At 43.7% G+C, this 20,203-nt stretch carries 16 protein-coding genes and 1 tRNA gene; 7 read left to right on the top strand and 10 right to left on the bottom strand.

Annotation, left to right across the window (positions count from 1 at the left end):
• Positions 1–82 precede the first annotated feature (82 nt).
• On the top strand, positions 83–2,050 hold the full coding sequence (locus R7Q48_RS08165) for a DNA topoisomerase III (protein ID WP_017821143.1): 1,968 nt from the start codon (positions 83–85) through the stop codon (positions 2,048–2,050).
• Between the two features lie 44 nt (positions 2,051–2,094).
• Here the strand turns inward: R7Q48_RS08165 and R7Q48_RS08160 are convergent, their stop codons facing one another.
• Together R7Q48_RS08160 and R7Q48_RS08155 are read right to left on the bottom strand one after the other, a co-directional pair.
• Positions 2,095–2,301 carry a hypothetical protein gene (locus tag R7Q48_RS08160; RefSeq protein ID WP_005380717.1) on the bottom strand — a complete coding sequence of 69 codons (207 nt, stop codon included), beginning with the start codon at positions 2,299–2,301 and terminating at the stop codon, positions 2,095–2,097.
• A gap of 183 nt (positions 2,302–2,484) precedes the next feature.
• Positions 2,485–3,174 (bottom strand): SDR family oxidoreductase, encoded by a 690-nt coding sequence (locus R7Q48_RS08155; RefSeq protein ID WP_054575561.1) that lies wholly within the window; start codon positions 3,172–3,174, stop codon positions 2,485–2,487.
• Between the two features lie 271 nt (positions 3,175–3,445).
• On the opposite strand from R7Q48_RS08155, the gene R7Q48_RS08150 reads away from it, so the two are divergent.
• Positions 3,446–4,369, top strand: coding sequence for a histone deacetylase (locus tag R7Q48_RS08150; protein ID WP_256902975.1), 924 nt, complete (start codon positions 3,446–3,448; stop codon positions 4,367–4,369).
• A 194-nt stretch (positions 4,370–4,563) separates the two neighbouring features.
• Here the strand turns inward: R7Q48_RS08150 and R7Q48_RS08145 are convergent.
• The 3 genes from R7Q48_RS08145 to R7Q48_RS08135 form a co-directional block, all read right to left on the bottom strand.
• Positions 4,564–4,654: transfer RNA gene (locus tag R7Q48_RS08145), tRNA-Ser, on the bottom strand.
• A 155-nt stretch (positions 4,655–4,809) separates the two neighbouring features.
• Positions 4,810–6,618 carry a DUF3413 domain-containing protein gene (locus R7Q48_RS08140; RefSeq protein WP_005380721.1) on the bottom strand — a complete coding sequence of 603 codons (1,809 nt, stop codon included), beginning with the start codon at positions 6,616–6,618 and terminating at the stop codon, positions 4,810–4,812.
• Between the two features lie 22 nt (positions 6,619–6,640).
• Positions 6,641–6,868 carry a YejL family protein gene (locus R7Q48_RS08135; protein ID WP_005380722.1) on the bottom strand — a complete coding sequence of 76 codons (228 nt, stop codon included), beginning with the start codon at positions 6,866–6,868 and terminating at the stop codon, positions 6,641–6,643.
• Positions 6,869–6,953: 85 nt separating this feature from the next.
• Here R7Q48_RS08135 and yejK point away from each other — a divergent pair, with 85 nt between their 5' ends.
• The 3 genes from yejK (at position 6,954) to R7Q48_RS08120 (ending at position 10,631) form a co-directional block, all read left to right on the top strand.
• Positions 6,954–7,952 carry a nucleoid-associated protein YejK gene (yejK, locus tag R7Q48_RS08130; protein ID WP_151515024.1) on the top strand — a complete coding sequence of 333 codons (999 nt, stop codon included), beginning with the start codon at positions 6,954–6,956 and terminating at the stop codon, positions 7,950–7,952.
• An 82-nt stretch (positions 7,953–8,034) separates the two neighbouring features.
• Positions 8,035–9,363, top strand: coding sequence for an Hpt domain-containing protein (locus R7Q48_RS08125; protein ID WP_213987310.1), 1,329 nt, complete (start codon positions 8,035–8,037; stop codon positions 9,361–9,363).
• 104 nt (positions 9,364–9,467) lie between these two features.
• Entirely contained in the window at positions 9,468–10,631 is a 1,164-nt protein-coding gene (locus R7Q48_RS08120) for a chemotaxis protein (protein WP_213911059.1), read from the top strand.
• 90 nt (positions 10,632–10,721) lie between these two features.
• Here the strand turns inward: R7Q48_RS08120 and nhaC are convergent, their stop codons facing one another.
• On the bottom strand, positions 10,722–12,155 hold the full coding sequence (gene nhaC / locus R7Q48_RS08115) for a Na+/H+ antiporter NhaC (protein ID WP_005380726.1): 1,434 nt from the start codon (positions 12,153–12,155) through the stop codon (positions 10,722–10,724).
• A gap of 431 nt (positions 12,156–12,586) precedes the next feature.
• On the opposite strand from nhaC, the gene asd reads away from it, so the two are divergent.
• Positions 12,587–13,702, top strand: a complete 1,116-nt coding sequence (gene asd, locus R7Q48_RS08110) for an aspartate-semialdehyde dehydrogenase (protein ID WP_005380727.1) — start codon at positions 12,587–12,589, stop codon at positions 13,700–13,702.
• 57 nt (positions 13,703–13,759) lie between these two features.
• Here the strand turns inward: asd and R7Q48_RS08105 are convergent, their stop codons facing one another.
• A complete protein-coding gene (locus R7Q48_RS08105) occupies positions 13,760–14,623 on the bottom strand; it encodes an ion transporter (protein ID WP_005380728.1) in 864 nt (287 codons plus the stop codon).
• Positions 14,624–14,658: 35 nt separating this feature from the next.
• Complete coding sequence (locus R7Q48_RS08100) at positions 14,659–15,297, bottom strand: YchE family NAAT transporter (RefSeq protein ID WP_005380729.1); 639 nt, start codon at positions 15,295–15,297, stop codon at positions 14,659–14,661.
• Positions 15,298–15,947: 650 nt separating this feature from the next.
• On the opposite strand from R7Q48_RS08100, the gene adhE reads away from it, so the two are divergent.
• Positions 15,948–18,650, top strand: coding sequence for a bifunctional acetaldehyde-CoA/alcohol dehydrogenase (gene adhE, locus R7Q48_RS08095; protein ID WP_005380731.1), 2,703 nt, complete (start codon positions 15,948–15,950; stop codon positions 18,648–18,650).
• A 143-nt stretch (positions 18,651–18,793) separates the two neighbouring features.
• Here the strand turns inward: adhE and R7Q48_RS08090 are convergent, their stop codons facing one another.
• Positions 18,794–19,537 carry an SDR family oxidoreductase gene (locus tag R7Q48_RS08090; RefSeq protein ID WP_005380732.1) on the bottom strand — a complete coding sequence of 248 codons (744 nt, stop codon included), beginning with the start codon at positions 19,535–19,537 and terminating at the stop codon, positions 18,794–18,796.
• A gap of 134 nt (positions 19,538–19,671) precedes the next feature.
• Positions 19,672–20,175 carry a VC2046/SO_2500 family protein gene (locus tag R7Q48_RS08085; RefSeq protein WP_033907342.1) on the bottom strand — a complete coding sequence of 168 codons (504 nt, stop codon included), beginning with the start codon at positions 20,173–20,175 and terminating at the stop codon, positions 19,672–19,674.
• Between the last annotated feature and the right edge of the window lie 28 nt (positions 20,176–20,203).

Below are 20,203 nucleotides of genomic sequence, written 5' to 3'. Positions count from 1 at the left end.
CTGTTTATTTATACAGTTTTTCTTGATTTATTAGGGCTACATTCGATAATGTGGCCCTAATTATATTTATTTCCAAAACGTTATGTCTCGTCTGTTTATTGCTGAAAAACCAAGTTTAGGCCGTGCGATTGCCGCTGCACTGCCAAACCCTCAAAAGAAAGATCAAGGATTCATCCGCTGTGGGAACGGGGATATCGTTACTTGGTGTATCGGCCACTTACTCGAACAAGTCGAACCCGACGCTTACGATGAGCGTTATAAAAAGTGGAATATGGCAGATTTACCAATTGTTCCGCAGCAATGGCAGCTCAGACCGAGGAAAAGTGCAAGTAAGCAATTAACAGTGATTCGTAAATTGCTCAAAGAAGCTAACGAAGTCATTCATGCAGGAGACCCAGATCGAGAGGGTCAGCTGTTAGTTGATGAAGTTCTGGACTATTGCAAGTTATCTAAAACCAAGAAGGAATCTACACAGCGTTTGTTGATTTCCGACTTGAACTTACCTGCGGTTAAACGTGCTCTCAGTTCTATGCGCAGTAATCGCGAGTTTATCCCACTTTCAGTTTCAGCATTGGCCCGCTCTCGGGCTGATTGGCTGTATGGTATGAACATGTCTCGTGCTTATACCTTGCTTGGTCAAAAAGCAGGGTATCAAGGTGTTCTCTCGGTAGGGCGAGTGCAAACGCCAGTTCTTGGCTTAGTGGTGCGTCGTGATGAAGAAATCGAAAACTTTGTCCCGAAGGACTATTTTACCCTACATGCTCTGATCCCATATCAAGATGCCAATGGTACTTTTGATATTCGTGCTCGTTGGAAGCCAAGTGAGGCATGCAAGCCTTGGCAGGACGAAGAAGGTCGAGTATTAAACCGTAAGTTGGTAGAAAATGTTGCAAACCGTATTGCAAATCAACCCGCAAAAGTGACAGAGTCGGAACAAAAGCAAACCAAGCAATCAGCACCATTACCTTATTCGTTATCTGCTTTACAGATCGATGCCGCGAAGCGCTATGGTATGAGTGCGCAACAAGTACTAGATACTTGTCAGGCATTGTATGAAAAGCACAAGCTGATCACTTACCCGCGTTCAGATTGTCGCTATTTACCGATGGAACACTACTCACAAGCAGGGACGGTGACAACTGCTATTGCGAATAACGCAAAAGAGTTGCAAGTTGCCGTTCAGGGAGCAGACTTAACATTAAAGTCCAAAGCCTGGAACGATAAAAAAGTGGATGCGCACCATGCGATTATCCCTACACCGAAGCAAGCTAATGTGAATGCGCTTTCCGGCAATGAGATGAAAGTGTATCAATTGATTGCGCGCCAGTACCTCATGCAGTTCTATCCGGCGGCGGTTTACGCAGAAGCGAAATTGGTTTTCGATATCGCTGGTGGTACGTTTGTCGCGAAAGGTCGTCAGTTAGTTTCGCCGGGTTGGAAAGCGCTAATGGGCAAAACTGACAAGGAAGATGAAGGTATTGATGCCGTGCCACCGCTACCCGAAGGCACCGTGTTAACTTGTCGTGAAGGGGAAATAAAAGACCGAAAAACCGAGCCACCAAAGCATTTTACCGAGGCATCGCTGTTGCAAGCGATGACCGGGATCGCCCGTTATGTTGCGGATAAAGAACTGAAAAAAATCCTTCGTGACACTGATGGGCTAGGCACGGAAGCGACTCGCGCTGGTATTTTGGACACGCTGTTCAAACGCCAACTGCTTACGCGTCAAGGTAAGTCAATTCTCAGTTCTCCTGCGGGAAGAGGTCTCATTCATGCCTTGCCAGAAGATTCAACATACCCTGATATGACGGCTCATTGGGAGCACCAGTTACAAGGTATGGCAGAGAGAAATCAAGCATATCAGCCGTTCATGCAAGCACTGGAACAGCGCATTGATAGCTTGATGGCACAAGTAAAAGCAGGGCCTATCCCTGATTCATTACGTCATCTACCCAAGGTGGAACGTCCTGCGTTTAAACGTAAAAAGCGCAGTTATTCAAAGAATGGTGGCGCGACTAAATCTCGTGCAACCAAAGGTAAGCAGGCATAGGACAAGCGCGGTGTAATTAAACACCGCGCATGCTTGAAAATAGATTACTCGAACAGGTCACCGTGGTTTTGGATCGCGCCTCTTACTTCACCTTGAGTTAACACGCGTTTGTCCAGTACCTCTTTCACCTGGTTGCCCAAGTCAACTAATGTATCTCGATTCGCTTGAGTTTGGCGTTTACCAGCACTTCTCAAGCAGTAATTTAGTTCGTGCTCTTCGCTAAAATTAACCAAATCCCTATCTGCTGCCATCGTGCTTTCTCCTTATTTGTTCTACTTTTCCCTAAGTCTGGATTGGATGTAGATAAATTCAAGTTAGATTGCGCGAATTATGCTGGTGGATCACTGATGAACATTATGTTTGCCAACCAAGTCACGATTATGAAGCCTGGCTTTGATGGTATTTGGTTTAGTGATGGTTGTGTCTTAATGCTGCTACCAAGGTAACTCAGTACCATCGTAGTTAATAAATCGACCTGAAAGCTGCGGTGTGCTCAGTTCTATCACGTTCGCTAGGCCTAGCGCGGAGGTTTGCGTATCTATCAAAGCATTTGGCCCGCCCATCGCCGTTTTTACCCAACCAGGGTGAAGCGCTAAAACGGTAAATCCTTCAGGTGTTAAATCATTACTTAAGCTTTTCACAACCGAGTTAAGCGCCGCTTTCGATGAGCGATAAATATAGCCGCCGCCGGACGTATTTTCGGTCATACTGCCGACTTTTGATGAGATACAAGCAATCTTTTTCATCTTGCCTTGTTGTAAGCGAGGGTAACAGTACTCAACCAGTTTTAACGGAGCAATGGTGTTTACTTCGAAGACTTTACGCCATGCTTCTACGTCAGTATTTCCAAAGCCATATCCCTTGGGGCCGTAATATCCTGCATTATTGATGAGTAAGTCGATGGCAGGGAGTTTATCGGCAAGCTTAGCGACTTGTTCGTAGTGCGTGACATCCAGTTCGTGCAAAACTAGATTGCTGAATTGTGAGGCTAGAGTTTGTAGTTCTGAACTGTTCTCTAAGGAACGGCTAGTAGCATGTACTTGGTGGCCTTGCTTCAGGTACAGCTCAGTTAAGCTAAGGCCAATGCCGCGATTTGCTCCGGTAATAAAGACGGTTTGACTCATACAAACACCTATGTTTTTTTGATTTCAGTTGAAAGTCATTGTGTTAGCTAAGCACAATAAAATCAACCAACCACCACGCACCAACAACAAGAGATGAAAATAGGGACAGAGCACAAAGAGAGCCAAACAGTGCGCCGAGAATAGCAAAGAAAGTAGAATTCATATGTATATTAAATTTAATTGATATTGAAAATTATTATCAATTAAATTGCGTTTTATTCAACCCTTGAAGTTGATACTATTTCGTTACCATTGTTATTAAGAATTTCTCATGCTGCCATTTATCTACGACCCGATTTATTCTCAACTTGAGTTGCCAGAGGGGCATCGTTACCCAATTATGAAATACCAGTACCTCTATGAATCGGTATTGGTGCATATAGAGAAAGATAACTGGAAAGAGCACGCGCAGTTTTTCCAGCCCGAAGCATTAACTGTTGGGGAAGTAAAACGTGTTCATGACGAGGAATACGTCGAGTTACTTGTTAGTGGAAACATGCCAGCTGCGAAGATGCGCCGAATAGGTTTTCCTTGGAGTGAGTCTCTCATTACCAGAACGCTAACTTCAGCAGCGGGCACGGCTCTGACCGCAAAAAAGGCACTTGAGTACGGTGTGGCCATTCATTTGAGTGGTGGGTATCACCACGCACACAAAGAGTTTGGCAGTGGTTTTTGTTTATTTAATGACTTAGTGATCGCGGCCAGGCAAGCGCTCGAAGTCGAGCATGTCGATAAAGTATTGATCATTGATAGTGATGTTCACCATGGGGATGGAACAGCAACTTTATGTGACGATGAGCCAGATATCATCACGCTTTCTTTCCACTGTGATAAAAACTTCCCAGCGAGGAAGCCTCAGTCTGACCTCGATGTGCCTTTGGTGCGAGGGACAGGTGATGAGGATTTTTTAATGGCGTTTAAAGAAGTGGTCGATATGGCACTTAATCTTCATCGCCCTGATTTAGTTATCTACGATGCTGGTGTCGATATACATCAAGACGATGAGCTTGGATATTTTGATGTGTCGACTCAAGGGATTTTAGAACGTGATAGATTTTTAATGCAAACAGTGAAATCTCGAGGTATCCCTGTCGCAGCTGTCGTTGGAGGTGGATATCGAACGAATCATGCTGACCTCGTCCCAATCCATTTGCAGCTTATCAATGCCGCTAAAGAAGTCTTTATTGATGAGTAGATACAACTAGATGTAAATATCAAATTGATCCAACACTGGAACGAACGAAAAGGGCATTAATTTTTTGTGGGTTCTTTCGGAGTGTGGCGGAGTGCTTAGTTGCGTTCAAGAAGTGGTAAGTGATTTGTACAAATCTTTTTAAGTCTGGAGATGCGAAAAAGCCCGCTAATTTCTTAGCGGGCTTTTTCTAAAAGTGGCGGAGAGATAGGGATTTGAACCCTAGATACGCTATTAACGTATGCCGGTTTTCAAGACCGGTGCTTTCAACCACTCAGCCATCTCTCCGTTGTTGAGGCGAATAATATAAGGCTTTGAAAATGTTGTAAACCCCTAGTTGAACTGATTGGATGTTTACTGCGCAAATTTGTGGTTTGTGTTGTTTAAATAAACAAAAAACTCCCCCAAAAGGGGAGTTTGAATAGTATATGGATTGCTAGGTATTAATCGTTTTTAGAGTAAAAACGCTGTAACTCAGTTAAACCTTGCATCAAAACTGGCAACTTCGGTGCATCATCTCGAAGTCGTTTGTAGTTTTTGTCATACAGCTTGTAGTTGCCAAACTTATCGATCACTGTGGTTTGTGAGCTAGTAATTAAGGCAAGCTCGCGAGTATCGCCCGCCAAGATCCAGCGACGACGACTTTCATCGAATAGGTTGCGACCACTACTGTAATCATATGGGTTGGAAGATACGCCGAGCATATCTTGCAACAATGTAACCGAGAGGTCCAAGTGACTTGTGCTGTGATTAAATTCGCCAGCCAGCATTCCAGGCCAATGGATCACCATCGGAACTTGTAATTGATAACGGCTGTAGTTGCTGTTTGCTCCCCAGCTGTTCGTATTGGTTTCGTTAAATTCACTACCGTGATTAGAAGTGATGATTACGATGGTGTTTGTCAGTTGTCCCGTCGTTTCTAGTTCATCAATAATACCGGCGATAGTTCTATCCGCCGACTTCACTGCATATTCATAAGCTTTTTTGAATCGCTCACTTGCGGGCATTTCTTCGTCATTATTTGAAGGAATCGATTCAAAATTATCAACGGTGGTGACTTCGATGTAACTAAACCATGGCTGACTTGCTTTCTCTGCTAACCATGTATTCCAGTTTGCGATAGATTGTTTATCGGTATGAGCTTGCGTGCCATCTAGGTCTTCCGCTAAGTTCAAGTCGCGGAAAATAATTTCTGAGTAGAGATCATCTTCAAACCCACTGCCACTGAATAAACCAAAGTTGTAGCCCTGATCTTTCAGTACATCGAGCAATACTGGGGAAGCGCCTTGCGCCTTGATGCTTGATGCATAACTGGTCGGTAAGCCATAGAACAAACCAAAGGCCCCGTATGTATCATTACTTGAGCTGTAATGATTACGGAAGTTCTGATTGTTTTCAGCAAACTCATAGAGGTTAGGCATCTCTTCTTGGTTCAGCGCATCCGCTCGTAAATTGTTTATGCTGATCATCAACACATTGAGCTTATTAACTCGGCGGTTAAACTCAAGCTTTTCAAGAGGGTAGTTGACTAACTCTACGTTGCCTTCGTTTTCTGCTAAACGTTTTAGGTATTCCTCACGGTCAAGTAGACCATGTTTTTCCATAAAACTCTTCGCCGTCATCGGGTAAGACAACGGGAAGTTTGAACGCTGGCTAGTAATTGGGTTGTAAAAATACGCATCTGCCCAAATGTAAACCAAATGGCTGGTCATAAAGCTGAGGAAAAAGACGGCCGCGAGAGGGCGTCCTACGTGCTTATGAGATAGTTTGCGCTGTTTTCGCCATACCCATTCGGATAGTGCGAGTTGAATAAGGAAGATCAGCGGCATCACAACAAATAAATGTTGTAGGTCAGTGCTGAGCGCACTTTTGTCTTCGCTGAATAGTAACTCCCAGACAACGGGAGTTAAGTGCAAATTGATCGACTGATACGCTTGGGTATCAATTAATAATATGGTTTGCCCAACGGTTGCGAAAATCACTGCCACCAAACGGAACAACTTCCGCGATGGCAGGATAAACGTCAACGGGAATAGAACAAGCAAGTAAAGTGCGAAAACTAGAAAGCCAAAGTGACCAACCCAAGAAACCGCCAGATAAAACTGACCAAGTAACGTCTCGGGCCAAGGAGACTGAACAATGTAGCGTGTGCCTATCAACATCGATGCAACGATATTGAAGAATGCAAACCAGTGACCCCAACCAACTAGTCGAGATACACGTTCGCCGTATGAGTTTCCGCTGTCTACCATGTATGTGTTCTATTGTCCGTGATTAGTGTGTTTTTGGTGTTTCTAAAGAAGACATTAGCGCCTGAGCAAATTTTTCAGCAATCGCTTTGCGTTGTGAAGCAGCAACACGTTGATTTAAGACATTGGTTGCGATATTTCCGGCAATCATTAGCGTCAACTCAGGAGAAGCAGCATGTTTTTCAAGAACTGTTGCTACTTCAGCAAGAATTTTTTCTACTTGCTCGTCAGTATATTTAGATGTAATCGGCATAAAGACTCTAATAATGATAGTAAAAGCGGCTTATGATAACCTACAATGCCCATCAACTAAAACCTTGTAGCAAGATAAAATCACTATGAGTCTTCATCTTTCAAACGTTATTCTGCATCAACTGTGCAAAAACGATCAGGACGAGCTGGTTGTAAACTTTCGTCCAGCATCATTAGAGAACGATGCATCTACAGAAAACTTAGTCGCTGAGCTTCACCGAGTATTCCATTCTAAAGCTGGTAAAGGTTTTGGCGCTTTCCAGTCAGACAGCGAATTTCAATTTTGGCTTCAAGAAATGCGCAAAGGAGAGCGAGATTTTTACGACTTCTCACAAATTAGTGCAAATCGCTTGAAAGAAGAGTTGATTAAGTACCCATTTGCGGATGAAGGTATCTTGGTTTTCGCTGAGTATCAGAGTTTAGCAACGGACTACTTGTTCATCGGTATCTTACCAATGAATCAGAGTTTAAAAGTGACCGAAGGTTTGGACATCAGTGCGACAGATTACTTAGATATCACCAAAATGGATATTGCCGCACGCATCGACCTGTCGAGCTACGAGACCGACAAGGAATCCAATCGTTATCTGCAATACATTAAAGGACGCGTTGGCCGTAAAGTGGCGGACTTCTTCCTAGATTTTCTGCAAGCGGATATTGGCTTAGATACTAAACAACAAAACTTAGTGTTGATGCAGGCGGTGGATGATTTTTGTGCTGACTCGAAGCTAGAAAAGCAAGAAGTGAACGAGTACAAGAAACAAGTTTACGACTACTGCAATGAGCAAATTAAATCCGGTGATGAAGTTCAAATCTCAGAGCTTTCTGGAGAACTTCCTCCAAGCCAAGATGGCACAAGCTTTATGGATTTTACCAAAGAGCAAGGGTACGAGCTTGAAGAGTCTTTCCCAGGTGATCGTGCGACGGTTCGCAAACTGACTAAATTTGTTGGAGCTGGTGGTGGTTTGAATATTAGCTTCGATAGTCTCTTACTTGGCGAGCGTATTTTTTATGATCCAGAGACGGATACCTTAACGATTAAAGGGACGCCTCCAAATCTAAAAGATCAGTTAAGTCGCAATTAAAATCATATCGTTAAAAAAAGAGAGCAAACGGCTCTCTTTTTTTATGTGAATAAGAAACATCCATAGTATATGCTTGTAATTAATGGAGATATGCGAGGGGCAAGTGTTGCTGAAGCTAAAAGAAGGAATACGGCGGTTTGTTTGGTTCTGGTTCGTTTTGTGGTGTGTTTTAGCACTTGGCATTTGGCTGCAAGCCAAACAAACGATTCAAACGATTTCGACTGTAAATGAGTTAGGAAGTAAAGTTGAAGAAGTCAGGCACTTTTTTAACTTCGATCTGCCTTACCGTGTTAAACACGTCGACCAAATTTCACTGAAACTTCAGTTGGCTTATGCAGTTCGCTTACAGCTTGAAAGTGAGTTTTCTGAAGGGAAAATCACACCAGACATCACTCAATTGCTTTATACGACCGACCGATTTTTAGAAAGTGCTCGAGCTTTTGTGAGAAGTGACAGTGAATTGGTTTCGTTAGCAGAACAGTTACGAAGCAGCCGTGCTCGAACAGAAAACTCTGAGCAAATTCAGGCAATGTACTATCGCTTAGGTGCGCTTGTTTTTGAGTCTGTCTTTAGTGACTCTGCAACGAATAGCGATACTTACCGTGACTTAGACCGACTTTTTATTGAATCAGAGACGCTCTCTCCCGAAGAGCGAAGCGCTCTTCAGCGCCAGCTTGCTCAAACCTCAAGCGCACTATCTGCTCAGGCACAGGGCAGTTATTTATCCAATCACCTGCTTAATCCAGATTTCCCGAACCAGTTAACTTCGATAAATGATCAGTTGGAACAGAAGCTAATGACTTTTATTGTTTGGTTGTCTGTAATCAGTGGTTTGCTCCTTTTCCTCATTTCATGGGGAGCCTTCTCCCCAAAAACGATTCAACCGATACCACTACCCAGAACCGATGATAAAAAGTCAGAGCAAGTTGGCGATGATGAAAATGGAGCTAACGCTGTTCCCTCAGCTCAGTCAGAAAATTTTCAAAACGTCCAAATGAACGAAGAAAGTTGTAATGAGGTGAATTCATCACAAGTGGAAGTAGTGGAACGTGAGCCGTACATAGATATCAATAAAATGTTAGATTCTCTGTCTGGTGACGAGGGCGCTGTGCGGATGTTACTGGAGGTCTTTATTCAGGATCACTCTGGCGATGGCACTAAAATGTATCAGCTGTTAGAAGAGGATAAAGAGCAAGCGCAAAGAGCCGCACACAGTCTTAAAGGGGTCTCAGGGAGTTTAGGTGCAATGCCATTGCACTGTATTTCGGGTGATATTGAACTGTTGATTAAACAAGGGCAAAAAGTGCCGGAAGAGAAGTTGGCATGTTTAGATGATGTCCTAAAACAAACCATACTTTTTGCTAATAATGTTCTCAATAGTAAAAAGATAACAGAAGCGCTAACAGATTGATATTGCTCTGACTTAATGTCATAAGAGTTGAGGTAATAAAGGCTCGAACTATATGACTTAGTTCGCTTTATTCCTGTTCTATACAATTTGTTAAAGGTGTTTTCATGTCCGTTCGCCGAATGTCTTCAATGATGTTGATAGGGCTGGTTATGATGCTTTCAGGGTGCTCCCTACTCGAAGTCAAGATCGAGAGTCAAACCGTCCCTCTTACCAAACAAGAGCTCAATATGCGTCTTTTAACTCGTGAGTATGCGCAGCAGTTTTTTGCTCAGGTTGAGCAAGCAGCAGACGCACTACACGAACAATATGAGCCTCATGATAAAGTTCATCAATCTTATATTTTACTTTGGAAGATAAATGCTGAAGAAGGCATCCAAGCTTCTGCATACCAAGTGTCCCCAATGGCTGCACTGATTGATACATGGACTTTCACGCTACAAATGGAACAGTTTTTTACTACCGCTTCTGGTAATGAGCTCTTTGCGTCTGATGAGGCCAAGTTAGTTTCCGTTTATTTAGCGAAAGAGGTAGATAAACTGGCTCAATCTTTATTGAAGAAAGAAGCATACATCAAGACACAAACGTTTGTTGCAGAGTTCGCCAAGCAGCATCCATTCGCTGATTTAAGCATGATTAGGACTCCGGCTTACCGTGGGTGGTTAGATGCAAACCAAATTAGCGAAGAGGAAGCCGTTACAACGCTAGGCACGATGCCAGAAGCACTTGGGGATGTCTCTGATCGTCTAAGTCTGGTATCAGAACAGACACCAAAAATTATGACGTGGAAAGCGCAGTTGTTGGCCTTGAATAGCTCTGCCAGTATCGAAAAAGTCAATGCGGCGCTCAATAGTTTGCAAGTTACCGCTGATTCGATGAGGGATTTTATCGATAACAACCCAGAGTACATGCGTTATTTGGCAGAACAAATGGCGCTGGAGTTACAACCTTTGGTTGACGATATCGATCAAAGGACGGAGGCGCGTTTATCTCAGTTGGGTGAAGAACGCCAAGCTATAGAGCTGATGGTTGCCAGAGAACGTCAAGAAATCGCACAGATCATTACCCATGAGCGCGAGAAGTTTGCTCAAGATATGGATCGAGTGTCGCAAGAGGTTGTGAATCTCGCAATGACTAAGCTGATTGAACTTGTCAAAAGTACCATCATCTACTTTATTCTGTTCATTGCCGTTATATTCTTTGCACCGCTTGGCTTGGGCTATTGGTTTGGGAAGCGTGCAGCCGTAAAAACGCCAGTAAAACAAAGCTAACGATTTGCTTTGGAAATAAAAAAAGAGCGCTTTAAAGCGCTCTTTTTTAGTATTGAATTCGGAAGGGAGGTTCTTCCTATCTCTACGAAGTTAAGCGGTTTGCTGCTTCAATTCGCCTTCAGCTTCTTCAACTGCTTCTGCTGTTGGTTCGCACTTATCAACAAACCAACCCATGTAAGAAGTGAAGATCGTTACGATGATACATACAAAACTCAGCCACATGAACGGGGCATAAGACAGTGTAGCAACACCCAAAATACTGGCCATGTAGATACCGTTGTCACTCCAAGGGACCATACCTGAGGTTAGCGTGCCGCCAAATTCTGCGTTACGAGACAAATTCTTACGTTTGTAGCCTAGACGGTCATAGTTCTTCGCACAGATTTTTGGGGTCAGAATAAGTGAAACGTACATCGCTGAACCAAATACGTTGCCCATAAAGGCCGTACCAATTGTGCTTGTTGCCAATGAACCTGCACTTTGAACGCGTTTTTCAAACAGCTTCGCGATAGTCTCTAGCACGCCTACTTTATCTAGTAGACCGCCAAAACCAAGGCCGAATACGATAACCGCTACCGACCCAAGCATTGAAGACATGCCGCCACGGTTAAGGATTGAGTCAATGAAATCTACGCCAGATGAGATTGCAAACGGAGCCCAAGCCGTGTTGAACGCGGTTAGGAAATCGACATCTTGGATCATCACTGCCCAAATAATACCTAGCAGAGAACCAAAACTGATCACTGGGAATGAAGGCATACGCATCGCTAGAAGTGACAATACGATGATCACAGGAACAAATGAGTAAGGGGTGATGTAGAACTGCTGTTCCATCGCTTTAATGACAGAGTCTACCTGGCTCATGTCAACTTGACCTGCGTAGTGGAAGCCAAATGCAGTAAACATAATGCCTGTAATAATGTAGCTAATGAGTGCTATCGGCAACATGCCTTTAATATGTTCCATCACTTCAACGTTAGACATAGATGAAGCAAGGATTACTGAATCCGATAGAGGCGACATTTTGTCACCAAAGTAACAGCCTGAAAGTACGGCACCTGCAGTGATTGGCGCAGGAACACCAAGACCTTGACCGATGCCCATCATTGCAATACCTGCCGTGCCAGCCGCACCCCAAGATGTGCCAGTCGCTAGCGCAGTCAATGAACAGATGATCATGGTCGCGAGCAAAAAGATGGAAGGGTGGATTGCTTTAAGGCCGTAGTAAATAATGGTTGGAACAATACCACCAGAGATCCAAGTACCTACAAGCGCGCCAACGGCCAAAAGGATTAAAACGGCTCCAAGTCCATTGGAAATGCCATTTAGTGCTGCTTTTTCCAGATCTTTATACTGATGGCCAAGCTTTATGCCCAATATCATGACAATGAACCAACCGATGTATAGCGCTAGCTGAATCGGTAGGTCTAGCTTGGCTGTGAACGAAAATGCCAGCAGGAGAAATAAACCGAGCGAGATAAATACCTGTATCAAGCTTGGTAGGCGTGGTGTAACTTGCTTCATATGTGCCTCTGTCAATCTTGGAGCAATAGAGGAAGGCGCTCCTTGTTGTAATCGCGCATAACATACATTAACAAAAATTATATTTCGAACATTTGGTGTTTTATCTTGATGTTCGTCGGTAAAAACGTTTGCTTGTGAAATTAACTGTTAGTTTGTTTTAACTTTTTTGGTTTTAAATGTTGTGTAATGTGAAATTATTGTGCTTCATGTGTTATTTTCTCATTGAGTGGTAAGACCAATTAGGGGGCTAAAGTGCTTTCCCTACTTGAAAAATGGTTAAAACCGCAAACCAAACACTAAAAAATCTCGTGTAACCCGGTTTTTCAGAGGAAAAGGTTAAAAAACGCGCTTATTTACAAAATAGGGGTTGAGATTTTGCTGTGAAAAATTAACTATGGGGTAGGTTTTTTAATACATGGAGAGTTAATACGATGAGAGTTGGTTTAGTTGGTTGGCGCGGTATGGTTGGTTCAGTCCTTATGCAGCGTATGGTTGAAGAGAAAGACTTCGACCTAATCGAACCAGTATTCTACAGTACTTCTCAAGTTGGTATTCCTGCTCCTAACTTAGGAAAAGACGCAGGCTTACTGCAAGACGCGTATGATATTGAAAGCTTAAAACAGCTTGATGCGGTAATCACCTGTCAAGGTGGTAGCTACACAGAAAAAGTTTTCCCTGCACTTCGTCAGGCTGGTTGGAAGGGCTACTGGATTGATGCGGCCTCTACGCTACGTATGGCTGAAGATTCGATCATCACACTTGATCCAGTGAACTTAAAGCAAATCCAACAAGGCATCCACGGTGGCACGAACACATTTGTCGGTGGTAACTGTACGGTTAGTTTAATGCTAATGGGGCTAGGTGGTCTATTTGAGAAAGGCCTTGTTGAGTGGACAAGCGCAATGACTTATCAAGCCGCATCTGGTGCTGGTGCGCAAAATATGCGTGAGTTGATCTCGCAAATGGGCGTTATCAATGACTCTGTGAGCTCTGAACTTGCAAACCCATCAAGCTCTATCCTAGATATTGATAAGAAAGTTGCGGATACAATGCGCAGCGGCTCTTTCCCTACCGATAAATTCGGTGTGCCACTAGCTGGTTCGTTGATCCCATGGATCGATGTGAAGCGCGATAATGGTCAGAGTAAAGAAGAGTGGAAAGCGGGCGCTGAGGCGAATAAAATTTTGGGTTCTCAAAGTTCACCTGTTCCAATTGACGGTACTTGTGTGCGTATTGGCGCGATGCGTTGTCACTCTCAAGCACTTACTATCAAGCTTAAACAAAATGTACCAATGGACGAAATCGAAGAAATCATCGCCACTCATAACGATTGGGTGAAAGTGATACCTAACGACCGTGACATCACTGCTCAAGAGCTAACGCCGGCAAAAGTTACGGGCACAATGTCTGTACCAGTGGGTCGTCTACGTAAGATGGCAATGGGTGATGATTTCCTAAATGCTTTCACTGTTGGTGACCAACTGCTTTGGGGTGCTGCGGAGCCATTGCGTCGTACTCTGCGAATTATTCTGTCTGAGAAAGCATAATCACATCAATCCTTTATTTGATGACAAAATAAAAGAGCTCCTTAGGGAGCTCTTTTTTCATGCGTCGTCTTCCGTTCGAACGACTCTTTTGTCTGGATCGGCCAGTTCACTACCACAATGTTTACAGTAAATTGCGTCAGAGTCGTGCCCTGCGTGGGAGCAGTTTGGGCATTTCACCAATACTTTGTGCGATTGCATCTCTTGGTGCAGTTCGGCAGTGAAAATACCTGTAGGTACCGCCAAAATGGAATAACCCAGTAACATGGTGAGTGATGCAAGCCCTTTACCTAGGTCTGTTTGGGGGACCAAGTCGCCATACCCAACCGTTGTGATGGTCACGATCGCCCAATAAATACTTTTAGGAATGCTAGTAAATCCGTTTTCAGGTCCTTCAATGATAAAAATCAACGAGCCGAAAATCGTTACCATAATGGCGACGGAACTAAAGAAGATAAAAATCTTTCTGCGCGCCATAAGCAGTGAACGTAAGAGGATATTGGACTCTTGGAGGTATCGGACTAACTTGAGTATGCGGAATATTCGCATCACTCGCAGCGCCCTGATCACACCCATAAACGAAGCGGATGGGAAGAAGAGTGCTAAATAGGTGGGCAAAATCGCAAGTAAATCGACGACACCATAAAAACTCTTTGCGTAGGCGGCAGGTTTAGGAGAGCAATAAAGCCTTAGAAGGTATTCAATCGTGAATAGGCCAGTAAATGTGTATTCAATAAACTTCAGCTCTTTTTCCCACTCGGCCCGAACGGAGGGTATCGAATCTAACACCAGTACGATTAACGAACTGATGATCGCGATAATGAGAGCAATATCGAACGTTTTACCAGCTTTGGTATGAGTACCAAAAATGGTGACATATAGAGTATGTTTAAGAGAGTCAGTCGTCATGACAAAGCGATCCATTGTTGAATCGCTCTATCATACAATTTTATAGAAACTCAGGCTAATCCTGGAAATAAGTTGCGTAAGCCATTCGCAATGAACTCTATGCCAAGCGCGCCCAATATCAAACCCATGATACGAGTAATGACGTTGATTCCAGTTTGACCTAGAAATCGTACGATCAATGGGGCAGAACGGAATAATAGCCATGAACAAAGGCAGAACAAACCAATCGTAATACTAATGCCCACGGTATCGAACATGCTTGGGTAGCGTGCACCATAAACAATAGTCGAACTGATTGCACCAGGACCTGCCATTAAAGGCATTGCAAGAGGGACCACACCAATCTGTTCACGACTGACGTATTCCGTTTTCTCTTGTTTGTTCTGCTTATCTTCCCCCAGTTTACCGCTCATCATCGAGAATGCGATGCTAAGTAATAGCAACCCGCCAGCGACACGAAACGAATCCAGAGAAATACTGAACATGTCTAACAGTAACTGACCAGCAAAAAGCGAAATGATCAGGATGATCGCAACAGCCACATTTGCTGTTGTTGCCGTATTGCGCTTTTCGTCGGGTGTCATATGCCCGGTTAGTGACACAAACACAGGCATGATACCAACAGGGTTTACTGCGGCGACCAAACCGAGAAAAAACTGCAAGAAGATAGCAAGTTCAAAAGTTTGCATGTTGCGTACTCATCAAAGTTCACATTAGTAAAAAGGAGAAGGGGTAATTTGGGCGTAATGTAAGGCAAAAGTTAGGTTGTAAGAAATGAAAAAAACTAACGCATTCCCTGCCATTTAACTGAGAAAAACTAATTCTTTAATAAACTGTATCTAATCTGGAAAGGAAATGTTACGTATAAAGTTGCTGATAAATTGCACTGTTTTATATAAACGTTAACATTCGCACATTTTTGATAAAAACCAAGGTGGTTTGTAGAGAGATGTATTCGGTTCGATATACTCTCAGTAGCACAAAGAATTGGGCCTACATGTAATTTTGTTGGTCAAAAATGAAACTTTTTTACAGGTTGTTGTAGTTTCTTTTATTTATTTGTCCATTTGCTTCTTTTTTACTCAATAAAAAATGAGAGTTAATTTATTGGTTTATCAGTGATTTATGTCATTTTGGTGTGATGAGGCACCACTTTGGTAGTATTTAGGTGGTGAGAACTGATCCAAGTCAATTTTTTTCACACTCTGAAATATTATACTCAGTCCTGAAAGCAATTTACTAAGACGTTTGTTTTCTAAGTGACTGATAAACAGTAAAAACGATAAGTAATAGCCTTAGTAAAAAGTTTTTAATATTTGTTAATTTTAGGAGATTCCCTATGCCTGTAACTAATATGGCTGAACTAGATGCAATGGTTGCTCGCGTTAAGAAAGCGCAAGAAGAGTTCGCTACTTACTCTCAAGAGCAAGTAGATAAAATCTTTCGTGCAGCATCGCTTGCAGCTAACCAGGCCCGTATCCCGCTAGCTCAACAAGCGGTAGAAGAATCTGGTATGGGTATTGTTGAAGATAAAGTAATCAAGAACCACTTCGCTTCTGAGTTTATCTACAACAAATACAAAGACGAACAAACGTGTGGCATCTTAGAAGAGGATGACAACCTAGGTACTATGACTATCGCTGAGCCTGTAGGCATCATCTGCGGTATCGTACCAACGACTAACCCAACTTCCACAGCGATCTTCAAATCTCTAATCTCTTTGAAGACTCGTAACGGTATCATCTTCTCACCACACCCACGTGCGAAAAACTCAACTAACGATGCAGCTAAACTCGTTCTAGATGCAGCAGTAGCAGCAGGCGCACCAAAAGACATCATCGGTTGGATCGACCAGCCTTCTGTTGAGCTTTCAAACGCTCTAATGAAACACGATGACATCGCGCTTATCCTTGCAACTGGTGGTCCAGGCATGGTTAAAGCCGCTTACTCTTCTGGTAAGCCAGCAATCGGTGTAGGTGCAGGTAACGTTCCTGTTGTTATCGATGAAACAGCAGACATCAAACGTGCTGTTGCTTCTATCCTTATGTCTAAGACTTTCGACAACGGTGTAGTATGTGCTTCTGAGCAGGCTGCAATCGTAGTTGACGAAGTATACGACGAAGTGAAAGAGCGTTTTGCTTCTCACAAAGCGTATGTCCTAAGCAAAGCAGAAGCTGATAAAGTTCGTAAAGTGCTTCTTATCGATGGCGCGCTAAACGCGAAAATCGTAGGTCAGCCAGCAGCAGCAATCGCTGAAATGGCAGGCGTTAAAGTTCCAGCAGACACTAAAGTTCTTGTTGGTGAAGGTCTGGGTAAAGTATCTCACGATGACGCATTCGCTCACGAGAAACTATCTCCAACTCTAGGTCTATTCCGTGCTGACAACTTTGAAGACGCGGTTGCTCAAGCGGTAACTATGGTTGAGATTGGTGGTATCGGCCACACATCTGGTCTTTACACTAACCAAGATACTAACGCTGATCGTATCCGTTACTTCGGTGACAAGATGAAGACAGCTCGTATCCTAATCAACATCCCGACTACTCACGGTGGTATCGGCGACTTGTACAACTTCAACGTTGCGCCATCTCTAACGCTAGGTTGTGGTTCTTGGGGTGGTAACTCTATCTCTGAGAACGTAGGTCCTAAACACCTAATCAACAAGAAAACTGTAGCGAAGCGAGCTGAAAACATGTTGTGGCATAAACTACCTAAGTCAATCTACTTCCGTCGTGGTAGCCTTCCAATCGCGCTTGGCGACCTAGAAGGTAAGAAACGTGCATTCCTAGTAACTGACCGTTTCCTATTCAACAACGGTTACGCAGATGACGTAGTAAGCCTACTGAAAGCTCAAGGCATGGAAGTTCAAACATTCTTCGATGTTGAAGCTGACCCAACACTGTCTGTAGTAGAAAAAGGTGCGGCTCAAATGGCTAGCTACCAACCTGACGTTATCCTAGCGCTAGGCGGTGGTTCACCAATGGATGCAGCGAAAATCATGTGGGTAATGTACGAACACCCAGAAACTCACTTTGAAGAACTAGCAATGCGCTTTATGGACATCCGTAAACGTATCTACAAGTTCCCTAAAATGGGTAAAAAAGCTGAGCTTGTATGTATCACTACAACTTCAGGTACTGGCTCAGAAGTTACTCCATTCGCGGTTGTTACTGACGACAAGACTGGTGCTAAATACCCACTAGCTGACTACGAAATCACGCCAAACATGGCAATCGTTGATGCGAACCTAGTAATGAACATGCCTAAGTCTCTAACAGCATTTGGTGGTTACGATGCAGTAACTCACGCTCTAGAAGCTTACGTTTCTGTTCTTGCTAACGAATACTCAGATGGCCAAGCTCTTCAAGCACTTAAGATGCTAAAAGAGTATCTACCATCAAGCTATGCGAACGGTGCAAATGACCCAATCGCTCGTGAGAAAGTACACAACGCAGCTACTATCGCTGGTGTTGCATTTGCGAACGCATTCCTAGGTGTTTGTCACTCAATGGCTCACAAACTGGGTGCTGAGTTCCACTTGCCACACGGCCTAGCTAACGCACTACTTATCTCTAACGTGGTACGTTACAACGCGAACGACAATCCAACTAAACAAACTGCGTTCTCTCAATACGACCGTCCACAAGCACGTCGTCGTTACGCTGAAGTTGCTGACCACCTAGGCCTAAGCCAAGAAGGTGACCGTACTGCTCAGAAGATAGAACGTCTACTAGCATGGTTGGATGAACTAAAAGTTAACCTAGACATCCCAATGTCTATCCAAGCGGCAGGTGTTGCTGAATCAGATTTCGTAGCGAAACTGGATGAGCTAGCGGTAGAAGCGTTCGATGACCAATGTACTGGTGCGAACCCACGTTACCCTCTAATCAGCGAACTTAAAGATGTATTGATGGCTTCTTACTACGGTAAAGCATTTGTTGAAGGCGAAACTTTCGAAGGTACAACTGTTATCAAGAAGAAAGCAGACCAAGAAGCAGCAAAAGCAGCACCTAAAGCAAAGAAAGAAAAAGCTGACGCGTAATTAAAAAATCGAGTGAGCAAGGTTTTCGCTAGCACGGAACCTTAATCGGGAAAAGGTTAAAGCCCCAGTCAAATGACTGGGGCTTTTTTTATTTTGGTTCAGGAGTTACATCTGGCTTGGGAAAACAGAGTTGCTGTGTATGCTTACACTTCGGTCGCAACTACTCGGCCACTGAAGTATTCATTCGCGACGATGTATGCTGTGTTGCGGACTAGTTCGTCTTGGATCTCAGCCCAGTGCCTCTCGTTGAGCTCTTCTTTTGTATGATTTACCGAGGGAATAACGCCGCCCACTCGAATGTTGAATGGTGTGAGTTCTTTTGCCCAGCTGTGAGTAAAACCTGACACCAACGCCGCCATGCTTTCAACTCCCGTAAAGTCTTCATGGTTGTCATGAGAAATGACGTTAACAATGACGCCTTTCTTGTTTCTGGCTCGAAAGCGCTCTGCTCCTACTTGGCCGTAGGTATAAAGGAAGCGTGCCGCAGACGACAAGTGATCAATGTAAGTACTCATTGGTTCTGGCGCCATTAAGCCAGGCATAGGAGAGCTGGTCCAGCAATTAACAATCACATCTGGTGTCGCACGTAGCTGTGATTCTATCTGGTCAAACAATAAGTTAATGGACGTTGTGTTATCACTACACACATTCATCGCATACACTTTGTCAGTGAAAGCGCTGATTTGCTCATAGCTCGCTCTCAAAGCGCTAGAATTTTGGTCACAAAGAATCAACGTTGCTCCAAGGTGAGCAAAGTGATTTGCACAGGTTCTTCCTATAACCGAACCTGCAGACGTGACGAGAATAATTGATTCTTTGATATCCATAGCACCTTCACTGTATCCATATGTGAAAAACAATACACCAGTGGTTTGTGCTAATAGCATGGTTGAAATTCGTTGAGTTCAGTGTGAAAGGCTTCAAACTAACGCTTTCGAGTGAGGACTATTGTGCGGTAATTTGTAAGACGTCACATTTCTGACGTGTAGGTATTGCAAGCTATTGGATAAAAAGCGGATCTCTATGCTTTAGCTTGAATTTGATGCTGACGTTGAGCCGTCACTAGCTGATTATATAGCCCAGCATCTGGGATCAGTTGTTTGTTGCGTTCGCCCAATCTGCGTCGCTCATGACCAGATAGGTTGTGATAAACCTCCTCTGGTAGGTTGAATGTGTCTTCAGGCAGGTAAGTCAGCGCATCTGGTTTTAGGTAATGGCTCAGCTTTGCGGAAGGCAATCCTGCATCGTGAAACTGTTTCGCTTGTTCAGCTGCGAGTTCATAGCTGCTGCTATCAGAACGAAGAGCTTGAGGTTGCGATAAACCCAATTGTTGGCGAAGAATACTGTCACTGGTGATGACTTCCTGGACCTCTTCAACTGGGACCACATCGCGAACATCATTAGAGAACATAGACAGAATCAGCGAGAAATCCGCACGACGACCTTCGTGTACGGCATGGTTAATACCATTACCGAACTGAAGTTCGTTGATAATTGCAGCTTTGTCTAACGTATGAATTTGCATGATGTTCCTCGCTCGATGCTCTTTTAAC

The sequence above is a fragment of the Vibrio sp. 378 genome (genome assembly GCF_033339435.1).
Note: the sequence above shows the minus strand (reverse complement) of the source record. Positions and strands in the feature narration are given on the sequence as shown.

Coding starts and splice junctions, on each gene's coding strand:
- R7Q48_RS08125 (WP_213987310.1), top strand. CDS start 8,035: ATGGAGATATGCGAGGGGCAAGTGTTGCTGAAGCTAAAAGAAGGAATA.
- yejK (WP_151515024.1), top strand. CDS start 6,954: ATGAGTCTTCATCTTTCAAACGTTATTCTGCATCAACTGTGCAAAAAC.
- nhaC (WP_005380726.1), bottom strand. CDS start 12,155: ATGAAGCAAGTTACACCACGCCTACCAAGCTTGATACAGGTATTTATC.
- R7Q48_RS08165 (WP_017821143.1), top strand. CDS start 83: ATGTCTCGTCTGTTTATTGCTGAAAAACCAAGTTTAGGCCGTGCGATT.
- adhE (WP_005380731.1), top strand. CDS start 15,948: ATGCCTGTAACTAATATGGCTGAACTAGATGCAATGGTTGCTCGCGTT.
- R7Q48_RS08100 (WP_005380729.1), bottom strand. CDS start 15,297: ATGCAAACTTTTGAACTTGCTATCTTCTTGCAGTTTTTTCTCGGTTTG.
- R7Q48_RS08160 (WP_005380717.1), bottom strand. CDS start 2,301: ATGGCAGCAGATAGGGATTTGGTTAATTTTAGCGAAGAGCACGAACTA.
- R7Q48_RS08085 (WP_033907342.1), bottom strand. CDS start 20,175: ATGCAAATTCATACGTTAGACAAAGCTGCAATTATCAACGAACTTCAG.
- R7Q48_RS08105 (WP_005380728.1), bottom strand. CDS start 14,623: ATGGATCGCTTTGTCATGACGACTGACTCTCTTAAACATACTCTATAT.
- R7Q48_RS08120 (WP_213911059.1), top strand. CDS start 9,468: ATGTCCGTTCGCCGAATGTCTTCAATGATGTTGATAGGGCTGGTTATG.
- R7Q48_RS08150 (WP_256902975.1), top strand. CDS start 3,446: ATGCTGCCATTTATCTACGACCCGATTTATTCTCAACTTGAGTTGCCA.
- R7Q48_RS08155 (WP_054575561.1), bottom strand. CDS start 3,174: ATGAGTCAAACCGTCTTTATTACCGGAGCAAATCGCGGCATTGGCCTT.
- R7Q48_RS08135 (WP_005380722.1), bottom strand. CDS start 6,868: ATGCCGATTACATCTAAATATACTGACGAGCAAGTAGAAAAAATTCTT.
- R7Q48_RS08090 (WP_005380732.1), bottom strand. CDS start 19,537: ATGCTATTAGCACAAACCACTGGTGTATTGTTTTTCACATATGGATAC.
- asd (WP_005380727.1), top strand. CDS start 12,587: ATGAGAGTTGGTTTAGTTGGTTGGCGCGGTATGGTTGGTTCAGTCCTT.
- R7Q48_RS08140 (WP_005380721.1), bottom strand. CDS start 6,618: ATGGTAGACAGCGGAAACTCATACGGCGAACGTGTATCTCGACTAGTT.